We start from the raw sequence: 17,121 nt of genomic DNA on the forward strand, positions 1-17,121 counted from the left end.
GGATTATTGGGATTGCATATAAAAACAATGTCTGTATGGTTATTTATTCCGTTTAAAATGCTGTTTGTAATTTTAAACTCGTTTTCTTCATAAAGATTATAGTAATTAATACTAATACAAGTGCCAACGGTTTTCAAAGATTGTTCGTATTCGCTGAATGCAGGCGCTGTTACTAGTCCGTTTTTAGGTTTTAAGTATACAGCAATTCTAAATATTGCTTCTGTTGCACCATTTGAAGTAAAAATCCATTCTTCCGGTACATGTTCATATAGAGCAATAGCCTTTACTAATTCCCTTGAATTTATATCAGGATATCTATCTGAATATTTAATTGAATTTATCGCAGCACTTTCAACGCTTTTTGGTATTCCTAAAGGATTAATATTTGATGAAAAGTCTATTATCTCATTCTCTTTGATTCCGGTTTGTTTTGATGCAGTGTATATATCTGCACCATGGGAATTTACATTCATTTCTACCTCCATAAAAGCAACAATAACATACCCGTGAACAAACACAAAAACGATGTTGTATACATTAATTTGTTGGCCCTTTTTATATCTTCTGTTTCAACTTTTCTTATGTCATCACCTATCGTTGGTTTTGAAACAAGTATTCCTCCATAGTAGCTATCTCCTCCAAGCATTATGTTTAATGCTCCTGCACATACGGACTCCGTTTGTGCCGAATTTGGACTTTTATGATTATATCTGTCCCTCTTGAATATTTTATATGCATTTTTATAATCCATTTTTATTATAAATGATGCTGTTATCATTAAATATGCTGCTAATCTCGAAGGTATGTAATTGGCAACATCATCTGCAATAGCAGAAAATCTTCCCATGTTAATATATTTTTCGTTTTTATATCCAACCATTGAATCCAACGTATTAATTGCTTTGTACATAAAGCCAAGGGGCGCTCCGCCTAATATTATAAATAACAACGGTGCAATTACTCCGTCTGATGTATTTTCAGCTACTGTTTCTACAGCTGCTTTCGCTATGGAGCTGTTATTAAGCTTTTCGGTATCTCGTCCAACTATGTAGGACAAAAATCTGCGAGCCTCGCTAATATCATTATTTTCCAAAGCAGTGTACACTTTCATGCTTTCATCTTTCAAACTTTTAGTTGCCAAAATGTAGTAACACATAATGCTTTCAATAATTATAGAGAACACTATATTTATTTTTGAAGCTAAGAACAAAATTAAATACGGTATGATGAATGACAAACCAACAACTGTAAACCAAAGAACTCTTCCTGCCCTTCTTTCATCGCCACTGCTTTTGCATTTTTTTCTGAGTTGTTTTTCAACCTTTTCAATTAATTTTCCAATGAGTTTTATGGGATGGGGAAAGCCTTGTGGATCTCCAATTGCTAAATCTAATGCATAACCTGCTATTAGTGGAATTATATTAATCATATTGAGTTTTCCTTGTATTCAATACACTTTTTAATAAAATTTGCAGCAAAATTTATATTGCTTAAAAGATGCAAGTGAGGATAACCTAAAAACTTTGTATCATCAGCAATAATACAATCCCATTGTGTTTTAGATTCAGGCTTTGTTGCTTTAAATGAATTCCCCAAATTTGTGCTGTCGCTATAATGAAATTCATGCCCGTTTATTGATTCATACCTTTTGCACATTAAATTATCATTTTCTGCAGTCAATTTTATATACCCAAAATGTTTGAAAGACTTTGTCATATAACTTTGTCCATCTGCAATTCCCACTAAATTGTACTCTTTATTATTTTCATCCTTAAAACTTTTCAATAAATACATGTAACCGCCACACTCAGCATATGTTGGAAGTCCAGAATTAATTTTTTCCTTTAATTCCTTTAGCATGGATTTATTCTCAGACAACTGTTTCATATATAATTCAGGATAACCTCCTCCTAGGTATAAGCCACCTACATCATCAGGAAGCTTTTTGTCATTTAAAGGACTGAATTCTATTAACTCTGCGCCCATTTGTTCCAGTAAATCCAGGCTATCCCTATAATAAAAGCAAAATGCTTTATCCTGTGCTACGGCAATTTTAGTTTTTCCTGCTTTGACAATGTGAGGTTCATCATACTCCAAACTATCAGCGGTTAACGAAAGTTCATATATACCTTTTAAATCAATTGTTTGAAGAGCAGCTTCTCCAAGTTCCTTCACTATGGATTCCAAGTTTCCAATTTCCTGAGCTGTTACTAAGCCAAGATGTCTGCTTTCTAATTCGCAATTCTCCATGTGAGGCATATATCCATACACTTTTACATTTAAATTTGTTTCAATGATTTTTTTATAATAATCATACATGCCATGAGATATGTTGTTTAAAATAACTCCTTTTATGTTGCTGTTTTCTCTGAAATCCCTAAATCCCTGGATTATTGCACAAACAGATGCTGACATGCCATAACAATTAACAACTAAGACAACAGGACAATTTAAAACTTTAGCAAGTTCATAAGAACTTCCTGATGTTCCTGTACCTATACCGTCATAATAACCCATAACGCCCTCAATAACAGATATATCCATTTCTTTGCTGTTTTTGCCTAATATGTATTTGCAATTATTATCACCAAGCATAAATTGGTCTAAGTTTCTTGACGGAATTTTTATGACTTCTCTATGAAACATAGGGTCGATATAATCCGGTCCTGATTTATACGCCGCAACTTTTTTCCCTCTTTCAGAAAATGCTTTTAAAAGTGATGTTGTAATTGTAGTTTTACCGCTGTTGCTGCCGGATGCTGCAATCATAATTCTTGGTATATTGCATTTTGTTTTAATTTGAACCACTTCCTCTGCCGCTTATTATGTAAATTGGATTTTGACCCATCATCATGTTGTACGAGCCTGCTTTTTTTGCTTTTGAGATTGCAACATTTATTATTTCTACATCATTGAATTTATATTTTTCCATGCATAATAAAGATTCATTTAAATTTTCCAATGTTATGGTATTTATCACCAAATTTACAAATGGGTTTTTCTTGAGTATTGCTTCAATTATTTTATTCAAATTTCCGCTACTTCCCCCGATAAACACGGAATCAGGTTTTGGAAGAATTTCTAATCCATCGGGTGCAACGTTTTTTATAATTTCAATGTTGTATGCTTTAAATTTCTCAATGTTTTTTTTGATTAATAAAATTGCATCCTCATTTTTTTCTATGGCATATACCGAACCATTGCTTAATCTTAATGCTGTTTCAATTGAAACTGAACCCGTTCCTGCTCCAATATCATAGACTACAGAATCGTTTTTTAGATTAAGCTTGCTTACTGAAATAGTCCTTACCTCGCTTTTAGTCATAGGTGATGACCCTGTGATAAATTCACTGTCTTTTATGGAATTTAAACCAACACTTAAGTCAAGAGCTTCATGATTTTGAATAATCATGACTGCAAGACTTTCAAAATTCATTTTTGCTATATTGGAAGCTGAATCTTCAATAATTCTTTCATTTTCGTAAGATAAATTTTCTCCAACACTCACCAATAAATTACCAAGACCTTTCGAAGTCAAAATTTCACATATGTCATTAGGTTTAAATTCTCCGCCAGTGAGCAAAAACACCTTTTTATTGAACATAACATTTGAAATAATATTAATATTTCTCCCGTGAGCACTCACAAGTTTCATACCATCCCAGGACAAATTCAACTTTGAGCAAAAATATTGTACAGAACTGACAGCTGCAATATTTTCAATTTCAATTTGTTCATTTTCCATAAGCATTTCTGTCAATTTTTTAGAAATACTATAAAAGCCGACGTCTCCTGAAACTAAAACACTGAAAATATTATGATTATCATTATTTATATAATCATATATTTCTTTTGCACTTATACTTTCAAATGTTTCTTTATTTAAGTAAGAGAAAGTATCAAGCATTCTTTTAGTACCTATGAGACACTCTGATTTTTCAATGGAAACTATTGATTTTTGATGCATGAAACATTTATTTCCAACACCAATTCCAACGATATACACTTTTTTCACTTATTCACCGCTTTCATCACGTAATTTCATAAATAATCTGCATGCTTCGTCCAAAGTCAATCCTTCTTCATATTGTTTTCTGATTACTAGGCATTCCGTACCCGTTTTGATGCATGCTTGTACTTTTTCATCAAAACCTCCGGAACTTGCACTTTCTTTTGTAACCATGTACTTGGAATTTGTGCTTTTAAGCATGGCAACATTCAATTCTTCGCTGAATGGTCCCTGCATGCAAATTATGTTTTTATTCGAAAATCCAAGGTCAATGCATCTTTTTAAAGAACTTTCCATCGGGAGAATTCTTACATACATTTTTTCTTCATAGTTTTTAACAATTGTAAATTTATCAAGGTTCTTGCTGCCTGTCGAAAGCAATATGTTACCTTCTTTATTTTTTAAATAATCAACGCAGTCATTTAATGTGTCAAAATATTTACAGCATTTATTTTCATAAGAATTTCTTATAATTCTAATGTGCTTAGTACCGCTTACATATGTCGATTTAATAATATTTTCTGAAACTATTTTTGCAAACGGATGAGTTGCATCAATTACGTAGTCATACTTTTTTTTCAAAAAAAGATTTGTCATTTCTTTCTCATCCAGGCGTTTTTGATAAACATTTATATTCCCAATATTTTTAACAAACTGCTGCCCATATTCCGTAGCTATAAATAAATCTGCTTTGATGTTTTTTTTAGATAAAAACTCTGCAAAAAGTCTTCCTTCAGTAGTTCCTCCAAAAATGCAAATATATAAACTATTCATTTTCTGCCTTTCTGAATTCATGAGTAAATGCAGGATTATATAACTCACTTCTTTTGTATTCATTTCCAAGGAAATTTCCAACTAAAATTAATGCAGTTTTATTTATTTTATTTATTTTCATTGTATTTGGAAGTGTTTCTATTGTGCAGCGAAATACTTTTTCATCCGGCCATGTAGCTTTATAAATTACTGCCACAGGCGTCTCTAGTTCATATCCTCCTGCAATTAATTCTTTTGATAACTCTTCCGCCAAACTAGAACTTAAAAATAAAACCATTGAAGATTTGTGAGCTGCAAGAGACTTGATGTTTTCTCTTTCAGGAACAGGAGTCCTTCCTTCCATACGAGTAATAATTACAGTCTGACTCACATCTGGCAACGTATACTCTGCACCTATAGCAGCTGCAGCACCGCAAAAAGAACTTACCCCAGGAACAACCTGGTACTCAATATTCAATTCCTTCAACAAATCAATTTGTTCTCTGATTGCTCCATATATACTCGGATCCCCTGTATGAAGCCTTACCGTCATTTTATTTTCTGCTTCAGCTTTTTTTATTTTATCTATAACTTCTTCCAAAGTCATATGTGCGCTGTTATGAATTTCACATCCATTTTTTGTATAATTTAAAAGTTCTGGGTTAACCAAGGATCCCGCATATATAACAACGTCTGCTACGGATAAAAGTTTTTGACCCTTAATAGTTATTAAATCCACTGCTCCGGGACCTGCTCCTACAAAATAAATCATTTTATCTCTCCTTAATTCAGTAATCCTTTATCATTAGAATAAATTATTAATTTAGTTTTTATTTTATTATTCACTCTTTTATTTATATAAAATTCAGCTCTTTCACTGATTTTTTTAATAACTTGCTTATATATTTTTTCTCTTTCCAATATCACTAAAACTTGTTCAGTAGTAACGCATGATAATATTTCTTTTATTACTTCTTTATCTGCTCCGTATAATGCAGAATAACAGCTGAAAATTTCCATCCTGAAGTCTCCATTATTAGAATGGGTATTCATCATTCCACCTGCAACTTTCACAATTTTTCCAATATGACCGACAATTAAAATTTCTTTAAAGTCAAGTTCAACTGCATAATCCAGAACTTCTCCTAAATAATTGCTGAATTTTAAACTGTTTTCCCCTCGTATACCAAGAGTTTGATCAATAAATCTCTCTGCATAATTGCCGGGAAATGCAAGAAGCCTTTCATATCCCTTTTCTTTAATGATATTAATTTCTAATTTCAGACTGTCAACTAATGCTTTTTCACTCATAGGCTCAACAATTCCTGTTGTTCCGATAATAGATATACCTCCTGTTATACCCAAATGTGAATTGAAAGTTTTTTTAGCTCTCTCTTCCCCTTCCGGAACATAAATAAGCACATCTATTCCTCCATTATATTTATATTGCTGAGAAATTCTAAGGAGATTTTCTGTAATCATTTTTTTTGGAACTGAATTTATAGCTGCACCGCCTACAGGACAATCCAAACCTTTTTGTGTAACCCTGCCTATTCCAATTCCTCCATCTATATTAATTTCACCTGTATCGTCAAGCTTTACTTTGGCATATACCAAAATTCCATCCGTTACATCCGGATCATCTCCGCTATCCTTTTTTACGCAGCAACTTACACCTTCTAAATCAAAACAAGGATTCATTATATTAATCGATAACATCTCACCTATTGGCAATTTCACAGAAACATTTTCCACAGTCTCTCCTGTAAAAAGCATTGCGGCAGCTGCAGTTGCCGCAGCTGTTGCGCATGTTCCTGTAGTGAATCCGCATCTTAATTTCTTGCCGTTTTTAACCATATATTCTTTCATAACAAACTCACTTCCATTCTGAAAAATGGGGTTAGGGCATAAAAAAATCTTCCAATTTTGGAAGATACAAAGTCGTACAATATCGAACTCATCATAGATAATCCTCCCGAAAATCATTACACTCAAAATTGGCAGGTCTCCTGACTATCGGTTCATCTAAATGCTCACCTTCCCATGTTCACACAGTGGCTAAGAGCTTTATCACCTTTCACAGTAGCGGGGGCTGTAACAGATTTTACTGTTTTCCCTATTAAAACTTTCGTTACCAAATTTCACTATTAAGTTAAGTCCATTATATATAAATAAAATTTGATTGTCAATTATAAGATTATTTTTTGTAATATTAAATACAGCTTATCATAAGCTTAAATAAGAAAATAAATACGGAGGATGTAATGGAGGTTTTATTTAAAAAAGTAAATATAGTGTTTTCAATAGCATTGGTAATCATAGTGTTATTGTCTTTATTTTTTAATATAGGTAAAACTACAGAAACCATCAATGCATCAGAAGGAGAAAAAATTGAAAAAATAAAAATTCTTATTGACCCGGGACACGGTGGTGTTGATCAGGGTGCCAGCGGTAATTTAGAAATAGGAGAATCCACAATAAATTTAGCTATATCCGAAAAATTGATGCATTTTCTTGAAGGCAGCGGATTTGAAGTTGAAATGACAAGGTATGATGATAACGGTCTTTATACAAGTAAATCAGATACTATAAGAGCTAAGAAAAATGAAGATTTAAAAAACAGAGTTGAAGCTATAAATAATTCTCATGCTGATTTAGTTGTTTCTGTACATATTAATTACTTTCCTGAAGAAAGATATTACGGTGCTCAAGTATTTTATCAAAACAAAAATGAAAACGGAAAAATTGCTGCAAAAATATTGCAGGACAATTTAAAAGATATGCTTGATACAAGCAACACAAGGGTCCCCCAGGTAAAAAAAGGAATTAAAATATTAGATGACACCAATACAACTGTTATATTGATAGAATGTGGATTTTTATCAAACATAGAAGAAGAAAAAAAATTAGTTACGGATGAATATCAAGAAAAAACAGCCTGGGCAATATATACAGGCCTTCTGAAATATTTCAATAAACAAATGAATAAATAAATACTATATTAATTTAATAAATACATTTTTTCATTTTGTCGAAAAGATGTGTTTTTTTTGTATAAATTTAATAAAATTATGAAAATTTGTTAATTAATTGTTGAAAAATAAAGAAACTTGTATTATAATCAAGTTGTGTAGTATAACGTTTGGAGGAATATTATGAATTTTGATGAAGTTGAGTATTTTTTAGCAAATATTAAATCTGTCATGTCTTGTAAAATTATTTCTGATTCTAACAATAACATAAGCGAAATACACGTACTTTCTGATAGCAGCAGACATTCAAAACAAATATCCAGGGATATACGTACAGCGTTGCTGTCTAATTTCAACATAGATGTTGATTATAAAATAATCAGTGTGGCACAAATTAATAAAAATATATCAATCAACACTGATTTTAGACTGTTGTATGAAGGATATACAAATGAAACTACTGCTGAAAGAATAAAAATACACACTAAGCTTAGCTGGGATGAAAAAGAATTTATTGGAGAAGCCCAAGGAATCAAATCAGAAAAAAACACTCTCATGATAGCAGCTTTATCAACTTTAGATGCCATCAAAAAAGCCATAGATTTAGACTGTTTCATAGTTGAAGACATTCAATCTGCAAAAGTTGCCGGCAATGAAGTAATGCTTGCGTCTATTACACATATAGACCACGGAAGAGAAAATGTACTAATTGGTTCTTCCATAATAACAAATAATAAAATTGATTCAACTATTAAAGCATCATTAAATGCAATCAACAGAAAAATTTGTTTGTTTATAAAAGAATGATAGGGCTGACACAAATATTTCAAAATTAGCGAAGCGAAACCTTCCTGTTCTATTAGCGAACCGATCAGAGATTCTCTGTAGGAGGTTTCTCATGAAAAAATTAATGCCTATAATAGCTTCTTTAGTATCTTTAGTATTAGCTGCAGGCGCAGGCTTCAGCTGGGTATAGTATTTAATTTAAAAAGTCAGCCCTTCATATATAAGAGGAAAAAAATGGTAGATAGTACAAATACGATAAAAAGTAAAATTAAAACGCAAAAACAAACACAAGCAAGCATAAAATTATATGCTTATATTTCCGCATTGTCATTTATTGCTTTTATGCTTATGATTTATTTAATAAAAACATACACTATAAAAGACTATGTTTTGCTTGTAGTTTTTTCCGTGTTATCAGCTGTAGCAGAAACATTCTTAATATTGTTGCCTAAAATAGGTGGTGTTTCAGTAAGCTTTACATTAATATTTTCAGCAATATTATTAACAAATCCATTGACTACAGCAATTATTGCAGCTGCAGGTGTTGCATTTAGATGCCCATATGTTGATGGCAGAGGTAGAGTTCATATATTTAATAATCCAATATACAAATCCATATTCAATATTAGCCAATACTTCATTAATGGTGGTATAGCAGGAATAGCATATATTGCTGTAGACAAAGTTGTGAATTTTGGTTTTGAATTTTTCAATCCTTTAGCTGGTACCATATCCTTAATTGTATACCTATCACTTAATACTCTTTTCATGGCACAACTAATGTCAATATTGTTGAAAGAAAAAATGTTAGATATTTGGAAAGATATTTTCTTTGCAATGATGATGAATGTTGTTTTGGTAAGTCTTTTAGGAATTATAATCGCTTTTTCTTACAACAGTTATGGTATTGGCGGAATACTTTTGTTTTTCATTCCGTTGATTTTTGCACGATATACATTTAAACTTTATATAGACATGAGAAAAAATTATTTTGATACAATGAATGTGCTTGTACGTGCTATTGAAGCAAGCGATCCTTACACAAGCGGTCATTCCATACGTGTAAGTGTATACTCAGAAAGTATAGCAAAACAGTTAGGTCTTCCTCAAAATAAAATCGACCTTATTAAAAGTGCAGCACTTCTTCACGATATAGGAAAAATTGGAATTGATAAAAATATTTTAAATAAAAATGGAAAATTAGATAAAGAAGAATTTGATACGATAAAAACACACCCCGCGATAGGTGCGACTATAATTTCTGATTTAAGCTACCTGGCAAATCTGGCAGATATAATAAAGCATCACCACGAAAGAAATGACGGCAAGGGATATCCGGATGGTCTTAGTCACGATGAAATACCATTAGAAACATCCATACTAATAATAGCAGATTCATTTGATGCAATGACAACAAACAGACCTTACAGGCATTCTTTAAGTTTGGATGTTGCTTTGTCTGAAATAAAATTAAATGCAGGAACTCAATTTAATCCAGATATAGTTGATGATGCCATAATAGCTTTAAGAACTGCATATAACAATTTATCCGAATAACAGGTGAATTATGATTACTGAAATAATATTAATTTCTTTACTGTCGATTTTTTTTGCAATTTTAAGTTTATTAATAAGAAAAAGAAAATTTAATTTTTCGTTAAATAAAATAAAAATAAGAGGTTACAAAGTATTGATACTCATGGCAGTAATTGAAATTACTGCCCAATTTTTGTTCAAAAAATATACTGACAATAATTTGCTCAGAATTTTATCCTTTAGCTGGTTAATTTATATAGCAATAATTTATGTAACATCACTCAACATTAAAAAATCCTACATGATGCTGTTCTTTATGGGCACATTGTTAAACTTCATTGCTATAGCATCAAATGATTTTAAAATGCCTGTTCTTGTTTCAGAAATACTCAATGATGTTGAGTCAAAAAAAGAGTTTCTTCTCAACGGGCAGGATTTAATACATTCATTGCTTACAAATGATACAAAATTCAAATTGCTTTGTGATATAATAACAATTGCTCCTCCCTACCCTTTCCCTAAAACCATAAGCATCGGTGATGTTTTCTTGTTGTCAGGTATCTTTGCATTTTGGCAGGATATATTCGATATGTAAAATACAAAAAATAATTAAAACATATATTTGCTTAAAATAATAGCGGCATATATGGATGCAAAATGGGCTAAAAGGCCAACTTTAATTGTATACCTAGTATTTGTTATTCCAATAGATCCGAAATAAACAGCAGCCGTGTAAAATATTGTTTCTGATGAACCCATTAAAACAGATGCACTGTGACCAATAAATGTGTCCACACCATAATTATCTAATACTGATTGAAAAACACCCAAAGAACCTCCTCCGGACAATGGCTTAATAATTGCTAAAGACAATAATTCAGGTGGAAAACCAATTAAGTGAGTTATTGGCTCTAACATACTTACAATAAAATTTTCTGCCCCGGATTGAATGAATAAATTAATTGCAAATATTACAGCCAATATGTATGGAAATATTTTAATTGCTGATTTAGCTCCATCCAATGCACCTTCAACAAATGCAGAATATATATCGACTTTTTTAAGAATACCGTAAATCAATATTACTCCAATCAGTACAGGTAAAATCAAATCAGACATATTCATTATATTTCTTTCCCTTCATAATATTTTGCAAGCAATATAGCAATTATCGTAGAAAATGTTGTTGCAATAAGTGTTGGCATCAAAATATCTCCAGGTGATGCAGCACCTGAGTCAGCTCTTAATTTTATTATAGTTAAAGGAATAAGCTGAATTGATGAAACATTTATTATTATAAACATACACATTGAATTATTGGGCAATCTTTTATTTCTATTGCTTTTTTGCATTTCCTGCATCGCTTTTATTCCAAAAGCCGTAGCAGAATTTCCTATGCCCAACATATTGGCAACAATTGTCATAACTATTGCATTCACTGCCTTTGTGTTGTTTTGTACATCCTTGAAAAGGAACTTTATAACAGGCTTTAGCAATTGAGATATCTTATTTAAAATGCCCGATCTTTCAACTATTCGCATCATTCCTGTCCAAAATGCCATTATAGGCAATAAGCTTATAATTAATTGAACTGATTTTTGCAAATCAAACATTAATACATTTGTAACTGTTTTTGGACTTCCATTAACAAAAGAAAAAAGCAGCCCAAGCAATATTAATCCTGCCCACAACTTTTTCAACTAATCAATCCTTTCAACAAATATATATATAATTTATATTAATTTATTTTTAGATTAGTACATCTTTTCATTTCTTCAGCAATATTAATAATAAAAAAAGAATGAACAATTAATGCATCCATTCTTTTTATTTATATATTTAATAAACTACATCGTTAAATTTTCTTCTTTTGTAATTTTTTCTACTTGAATTTCTAAAACTCTTTTAGCTTCTGCCTTTGTGATAGTGATATCTAAATTTTTGTAGACAATTCTCCCGCCTACATCTGGAATTTCTTCAAAAAGCATTGTTATCCAGCCGTTAACAGTAGTAACATCAATTTCTTCATCAGGTTCAATGTCAAACAATTCAAACATGTCATCGATATCTGCATTGCATGATATAAGGTATTTATCCTCACCTATCTTCTTAAACCATTCAATAACTTCATCATGCTCATCCCATATTTCTCCCACAAGTTCTTCAATAATATCTTCCATAGTCACTATGCCTTCAGTTCCGCCATATTCATCAATAACTACTGCCATGTGAGCTTTTGACAATTGAAGTTCCTTCAATAGTTCAGAAATCTTCTTGTTTGGTGTTATAAAAATAATTTTGGAAACAAGCTTTTTAATCTCTTTTTCCTTGCGATTTAAAGCCTGATAAAAATCCTTCTCGTGCAATACACCCACTATGTTGTCCATATCCCCTATAAAAACCGGAAGCCTCGAATAACCACTGACTAAAAATGTTTCCTTTATAACTTCCAAACTTTCATTTTCTTCAATCCCCACAATATCTATCCTGGGTGTATAAATGTCTTCTACAACTGTTTCATTAAATTCAATTGCAGAACGAATTAAATCGCTTTCGTTCTTGTTTATAACACCTTCATTTTCAACTTCATCAATCATTGTTCTTAGTTCATCTTCTGTTATTGATGGAAGCGTTTCAGATTTGAATATTTTTGAAAACATCTTCTTAAATGTAACAACAATAAAATTGACAGGTGTACATATGAAAATAAATAAAAACATTACAGGTGAAGCGAACATTGCGAATCTTTCGGGTGCAAACTGTGCCAACCCCTTAGGCAACAATTCTCCAAATAACAATATGATTAAAATAATTATACAAGTTGATATTACGACGTTGAAATTGTTAAATTGTTTGGAAAACATATGAAGTGCTAAAGACGCTGCTGAAATATTGAAAATATTGTTGAAAATAAGTATAGTTGACATTAGATTATCATAATTTTCTTCTAATCTTATAACTAAATCAGCCTTCTTATTATTTGAATATGAAAAATTTTTCATTCTTATTCTGTTGTATTTATTGAAAGCTGTTTCACTTGCAGAAAAAAATGCTGACATTAACAACAAAAAAATTATTATTGTGACCTGACTTACACCGTCATCATCCATTATTATAATTCACTCCTAATTTATATTAGTAACACTTATAGTATAATATATACCTTCGAAAGTGTCAATTAATTTTCATTTTTCAACAATCTTATGATTACTCATAATCAAATTTTAAGTTTTTATAACATAACTTGAGGTATTTTAAGGAATTATTTGAAAGGATAAAAATTTTTAATATTGTAATAATAATAATGCCTTTATAATTAAAATGTTCTTGCTGATAAACGTTTTTACAAATATTAAACGAAAATTAAGAAATACTTAATTGATTTATATTGTTTAAATGTTATACTTACAATTCGAAAACAACAAAAAGTGGAGGTATATAATTGTTATCGTTTATAAATATATTTAATTTCATAATATTATTATTATTTACAGGATTATATTTTTATCAAGGATATTATGTAATTGTTGCTTTATTCAAAAAAGAAAAAGTAATGGTTGCAATGAAAAATCACAAGTTTGCAGTTGTTATTGCTGCAAGAAATGAAAGCACAGTAATAGGTCAATTGATAAACAGCATTAAACAGCAGAAATATCCAACTGAGCTTGTAGATATTTATGTTGTAGCAGACAATTGCACTGACAACACTGCTGATGTAGCAAGAGAAGCAGGAGCAATTGTATTTGAAAGATTTAACAGACAAAATGTAGGCAAGGGATATGCCCTTGATTTTGCTTTCAAACTAATTATAAATCGCAATGAAAAATATGAAGGATATTTTGTTTTTGATGCTGATAATTTATTAGATGAAAATTATATAGCTGAAATGAACAAAGTTTTTGACAATGGATATAAAATAATAACAAGTTACAGAAATTCTAAAAATTATGATACAAATTGGTTATCAGCAGGTTATTCTTTATGGTTTTTAAGAGAAGCAAAATATCTTAACAATGCAAGAATGATGCTGAATACTAGCTGTGCAATTTCAGGTACGGGATTTATGGTGAGTGATGATGTGATAAGAAAAAACAACGGATGGAAGCATCACCTTCTTACAGAAGACATTGAATTTTCAATTGATAATGCAATACAAGGCGAAAAAATAGGGTATTGCGGCAATGCAGTATTGTATGATGAACAACCATATATTTTTGAACAGTCTTGGAATCAAAGACTTCGTTGGGCTAAAGGCTTTTATCAGGTATTCGCAAAATATGGCAAAATATTGACTAAAAGCATATTTACAAAGAAGAGTTTCAGCTGTTATGATATGTTGATGACTATTATGCCTGCACTGTTTTTAACATTGATAAGCGTAACATTAAATCTTGCTTTTTTAACGGTTGGTTTAATTAATATAGAAACTTATCCTGAAATTATAAGAGAAACATCCGGTGCTGTAATAATGACTTTTGCAAATTCATATGCAATATTATTTGCTTTGGGATTAATAACAACTATAACAGAATGGAAACAAATAAATGCTTCAACAAAAAATAAAATAAAATATATGTTTTCGTTCCCATTATTCATTTTTACTTATATTCCGATTTCAATTGTAGCACTATTTAAAAAAATTGAATGGAAGCCAATAACTCACAGTATTGTGAAATCTATTGAAGAAGTAAGACAATAGCAAATAAAAATCCTCAAAGTGGAGTTAATCAAAGTAATTTGAGTAGACATGTAAATTTTTAACCGACTCTCTTCAAGCAAAGTAGATAGAAAGACCACACAAAAGTAAAAAACTTTAATGCGGTCTTTCTTTTTAATTTATTTGCTTTCTATTCCAATTTCGCTTTGCATAATCCCGCAACTGTCTAAAGAACAGCAGCCAGATGGGTTTTATCCAGCCTTGCTGCTGTTCTAATTAGGTTTATTTATTTTGATAACAGATTATAGAGCATCTGTGCAATTTCTGCACGAGTAGTCGATACTTTTGGATTCAACATACCATTACTGCCGGATATAACTCCGCCTTCGATCAATGCACTCATCGCTTCCTGAGCCCAGGAGGCCATCTGATTCACATCGCCGAAATCTATTAATTGTTTATCACTGGATGCCTGAGGCAATTCCTCGATAACATCAAGGGCATTGTAAAGAATCACAAACATTTCCTGCCTGCTAATCACCTGTTCTGGAGCAAACATATTGCTTCCAACACCATTGACGATGCTAAGGGCCTTTGCTGTAAGCAGATAATCTGTATAGTAAGCGTTGCCGGCATCAGAGAAATTCTGTATCTGATTAGAAACGCCTTGGTTTTGTGTATTAATTTGATATGCATTCATCATTAGCACAACAAACTGAGCTCGTGTTAATTTTTCCTCTGGGCTATACATATTATCGCCTGTGCCAGAAGTTATACCACGTGCAGCAATGAAATCAACCGCGTTCTTATACCACGCATCAGAAGCGACATCATTAAAGCTTACAGGGTTATAACCGATGACAAACTTAGAGAAATGAGTTGTTTTGAAAACAACTGCTTTCAATGATACATCATAGTGGCCTCTGACTGCTTTAAAAGTTCCGTCATCAGCAAGATAGTAAATTACAACTGCATTTGGATTCTCTCCCAGCTTGAGTTCATAAGGAATGGTCACAGTAGCGTGACCGCCTTTGAAGTCGGACACCTGGGTTTTGCCATTCATGACTGTTAAGTCATATACCGGCCTTCCGTTCATGTTAGCTATTTTGGTCGCTGTGATTAATACTTTACCATCACTATCTACTTCTGAAATAATGTCTATTGCCTTTCCGTCAAACACGATTGATATGAAAGGAGATGAAATACCAAAGTCCGCACTTGTTTCATCAGCGATTTTTGCCAGTTCTGATTGGGAAATGTTAAAGGTAAGCTGTTCTGTACTGGCAGGAGTATCTACCCTTACTTCAATCAAATCTCCCTTTCCATCTCCATATGTATCCTGCGCTTTTTCAAGAAGTGCATTAGTCATTGCTTTCGTTATGGAAACATTTGCTATGTAAGAGGAAACGTTGGGATCAACAGTAATACTATTGGAAGTACTTCCATTGTTTGTCTCTGTCGTTACAACAATGGTTGGAGATGTGGATTCTCCCCCGCCTCCGGAAAAACCGCTTGCAGCTGCTCAGTTGATTGTGATTGTGTAAGCATTAGTGGTTACTTCATCCTCTGCTGTCACTTCAACATTAATTATATTGCTTCCTACATTTAAGACTACCAGCTGGCTTGTTGCTACTGAGCCGTTTATCTCAATTATTGCACCGCTGTCATTAGCGCTTGCGGCAACTATAGTACTTCCAACGTTATTTGCCACAATTGCGGTATAACTCGTTACAGCGCTTTGAAAATCAGGTGACAATGTTGCATTTGTTGCTGAAAGGCTTGAAAGTTCAGCATCATTTGAAATTGTATCATGAGTAAATCCTTGCCATGCAAGAGCTGGATAACCATTATTGTCGCTGCTAAGGGTCCAGACATTTGGGAAGGACCAAGTGCTATAGGTAGCAAGGTCTTTCATCTCTTCTGTAGTTTTTGGAATTCCCTTTCCAGTATCCGAAAGCAAGCAGAGTTCTGAATCATAATAGCTGTCTACCGCAACTGCCCCTGTATAAATAGTGCCAGTTAATCCACCTGAATCCGTCACGCCGTCTAAATTAATAGTACCAGCCGAATAGCTGTTATGAATAGTTCCCCACCAATTGGCGCCGGCTAAGCCACCCACATATTGAGAGCCGGAAGCCATCACAGAGGACCTAGCATAGGAATTTTCCACTGCAGCCACAAAGCCATTTGCTGATTCGATGACGCCCACAAGGCCTCCTGTATAAGTATTCAATCCACTGACATTTCCTGCCGCAAAGCTTTCTGATAATAGCCCTCCTTGCAGCGTTCCCACAAGGCCACCAGTTCGCTGATTTCCGGACACATTACCGGTGAAACTGCACCTCACAATTGAATCATTTGCGCTGCCGGAATTATTTGTAGAATAACCCACTAGACCTCCAACAGAC

General features: G+C 32.4%; 17 protein-coding genes and 1 riboswitch. Of the genes, 5 read left to right on the top strand and 12 right to left on the bottom strand.

The genetic code is table 11. The annotated features are described in order from the left end of the window. The 7 genes from SA378_RS01450 to cbiD all read right to left on the bottom strand — a co-directional run. Positions 1–473 (bottom strand): aminotransferase class I/II-fold pyridoxal phosphate-dependent enzyme (locus tag SA378_RS01450; protein ID WP_318524216.1); only part of this gene is annotated, 473 nt, incomplete at its 3' end. Between the two features lie 2 nt (positions 474–475). Then, entirely contained in the window at positions 476–1,429 is a 954-nt protein-coding gene (cbiB, locus tag SA378_RS01455; protein WP_318524217.1) for an adenosylcobinamide-phosphate synthase CbiB, read from the bottom strand. Continuing rightward, positions 1,426–2,808, bottom strand: coding sequence for a cobyrinate a,c-diamide synthase (locus tag SA378_RS01460; RefSeq protein WP_318524218.1), 1,383 nt, complete (start codon positions 2,806–2,808; stop codon positions 1,426–1,428). Before SA378_RS01460 ends, cbiB begins: the two co-directional genes overlap by 4 nt. Then, positions 2,795–4,015, bottom strand: a complete 1,221-nt coding sequence (cbiE, locus tag SA378_RS01465) for a precorrin-6y C5,15-methyltransferase (decarboxylating) subunit CbiE (RefSeq protein ID WP_318524219.1) — start codon at positions 4,013–4,015, stop codon at positions 2,795–2,797. Before cbiE ends, SA378_RS01460 begins: the two co-directional genes overlap by 14 nt. Next, positions 4,016–4,783: a precorrin-6A reductase gene (gene cobK, locus SA378_RS01470; protein WP_318524220.1), complete on the bottom strand. Its 768-nt coding sequence runs from the start codon at positions 4,781–4,783 to the stop codon at positions 4,016–4,018. Continuing rightward, positions 4,776–5,534: a precorrin-4 C(11)-methyltransferase gene (gene cobM / locus SA378_RS01475; protein ID WP_318524221.1), complete on the bottom strand. Its 759-nt coding sequence runs from the start codon at positions 5,532–5,534 to the stop codon at positions 4,776–4,778. Before cobM ends, cobK begins: the two co-directional genes overlap by 8 nt. An 11-nt stretch (positions 5,535–5,545) precedes the next feature. Beyond that, positions 5,546–6,631 carry a cobalt-precorrin-5B (C(1))-methyltransferase CbiD gene (gene cbiD / locus SA378_RS01480; RefSeq protein ID WP_318524222.1) on the bottom strand — a complete coding sequence of 362 codons (1,086 nt, stop codon included), beginning with the start codon at positions 6,629–6,631 and terminating at the stop codon, positions 5,546–5,548. A gap of 112 nt (positions 6,632–6,743) precedes the next feature. Further along, positions 6,744–6,916, bottom strand: a riboswitch (cobalamin riboswitch). 110 nt (positions 6,917–7,026) lie between these two features. Between cbiD and SA378_RS01485 the strand changes: the two genes are divergently transcribed. From SA378_RS01485 to SA378_RS01500, 4 genes are all read left to right on the top strand, one after another. Continuing rightward, on the top strand, positions 7,027–7,755 hold the full coding sequence (locus SA378_RS01485) for an N-acetylmuramoyl-L-alanine amidase (RefSeq protein WP_318524223.1): 729 nt from the start codon (positions 7,027–7,029) through the stop codon (positions 7,753–7,755). A gap of 162 nt (positions 7,756–7,917) precedes the next feature. Further along, on the top strand, positions 7,918–8,541 hold the full coding sequence (locus SA378_RS01490) for a hypothetical protein (RefSeq protein ID WP_318524224.1): 624 nt from the start codon (positions 7,918–7,920) through the stop codon (positions 8,539–8,541). 213 nt (positions 8,542–8,754) lie between these two features. Beyond that, positions 8,755–10,077 carry an HD-GYP domain-containing protein gene (locus tag SA378_RS01495; protein WP_318524225.1) on the top strand — a complete coding sequence of 441 codons (1,323 nt, stop codon included), beginning with the start codon at positions 8,755–8,757 and terminating at the stop codon, positions 10,075–10,077. Positions 10,078–10,087: 10 nt separating this feature from the next. Further along, positions 10,088–10,651, top strand: a complete 564-nt coding sequence (locus tag SA378_RS01500) for a DUF5317 family protein (RefSeq protein ID WP_318524226.1) — start codon at positions 10,088–10,090, stop codon at positions 10,649–10,651. Positions 10,652–10,665: 14 nt separating this feature from the next. On the opposite strand, the gene SA378_RS01505 is transcribed toward SA378_RS01500, so the two are convergent. The 3 genes from SA378_RS01505 to SA378_RS01515 form a co-directional block, all read right to left on the bottom strand. Then, positions 10,666–11,181 carry a spore maturation protein gene (locus SA378_RS01505; protein ID WP_318524227.1) on the bottom strand — a complete coding sequence of 172 codons (516 nt, stop codon included), beginning with the start codon at positions 11,179–11,181 and terminating at the stop codon, positions 10,666–10,668. Further along, complete coding sequence (locus SA378_RS01510) at positions 11,181–11,756, bottom strand: nucleoside recognition domain-containing protein (RefSeq protein ID WP_318524228.1); 576 nt, start codon at positions 11,754–11,756, stop codon at positions 11,181–11,183. The genes SA378_RS01505 and SA378_RS01510 overlap by 1 nt, the downstream gene beginning before the upstream one ends. A gap of 147 nt (positions 11,757–11,903) precedes the next feature. Beyond that, on the bottom strand, positions 11,904–13,166 hold the full coding sequence (locus SA378_RS01515; protein WP_318524229.1) for a hemolysin family protein: 1,263 nt from the start codon (positions 13,164–13,166) through the stop codon (positions 11,904–11,906). Between the two features lie 332 nt (positions 13,167–13,498). On the opposite strand from SA378_RS01515, the gene SA378_RS01520 reads away from it, so the two are divergent. Continuing rightward, a complete protein-coding gene (locus SA378_RS01520; protein ID WP_318524230.1) occupies positions 13,499–14,755 on the top strand; it encodes a glycosyltransferase family 2 protein in 1,257 nt (418 codons plus the stop codon). A gap of 244 nt (positions 14,756–14,999) precedes the next feature. Here the strand turns inward: SA378_RS01520 and SA378_RS01525 are convergent, their stop codons facing one another. Further along, entirely contained in the window at positions 15,000–16,082 is a 1,083-nt protein-coding gene (locus SA378_RS01525; RefSeq protein ID WP_318524231.1) for an S-layer homology domain-containing protein, read from the bottom strand. Positions 16,083–16,235: 153 nt separating this feature from the next. Next, on the bottom strand, positions 16,236–17,121 hold an 886-nt coding region (locus SA378_RS01530), incomplete at its 5' end, for a cadherin-like beta sandwich domain-containing protein (RefSeq protein ID WP_318524232.1).

Source organism: Sedimentibacter sp. (assembly GCF_033447055.1).
In the GTDB taxonomy this organism is placed as follows: domain Bacteria; phylum Bacillota; class Clostridia; order Tissierellales; family Sedimentibacteraceae; genus Sedimentibacter.

Excerpts from the sequence above, each read along its gene's own strand:
- cobM (WP_318524221.1), bottom strand. The coding sequence starts at position 5,534 with ATGATTTATTTTGTAGGAGCAGGTCCCGGAGCAGTGGATTTAATAACT.
- SA378_RS01515 (WP_318524229.1), bottom strand. The coding sequence starts at position 13,166 with ATGGATGATGACGGTGTAAGTCAGGTCACAATAATAATTTTTTTGTTG.
- cbiD (WP_318524222.1), bottom strand. The coding sequence starts at position 6,631 with ATGAAAGAATATATGGTTAAAAACGGCAAGAAATTAAGATGCGGATTC.
- SA378_RS01495 (WP_318524225.1), top strand. The coding sequence starts at position 8,755 with ATGGTAGATAGTACAAATACGATAAAAAGTAAAATTAAAACGCAAAAA.
- cobK (WP_318524220.1), bottom strand. The coding sequence starts at position 4,783 with ATGAATAGTTTATATATTTGCATTTTTGGAGGAACTACTGAAGGAAGA.
- SA378_RS01525 (WP_318524231.1), bottom strand. The coding sequence starts at position 16,082 with ATGACTAATGCACTTCTTGAAAAAGCGCAGGATACATATGGAGATGGA.
- SA378_RS01500 (WP_318524226.1), top strand. The coding sequence starts at position 10,088 with ATGATTACTGAAATAATATTAATTTCTTTACTGTCGATTTTTTTTGCA.
- SA378_RS01490 (WP_318524224.1), top strand. The coding sequence starts at position 7,918 with ATGAATTTTGATGAAGTTGAGTATTTTTTAGCAAATATTAAATCTGTC.
- SA378_RS01485 (WP_318524223.1), top strand. The coding sequence starts at position 7,027 with ATGGAGGTTTTATTTAAAAAAGTAAATATAGTGTTTTCAATAGCATTG.
- cbiB (WP_318524217.1), bottom strand. The coding sequence starts at position 1,429 with ATGATTAATATAATTCCACTAATAGCAGGTTATGCATTAGATTTAGCA.
- SA378_RS01505 (WP_318524227.1), bottom strand. The coding sequence starts at position 11,181 with ATGAATATGTCTGATTTGATTTTACCTGTACTGATTGGAGTAATATTG.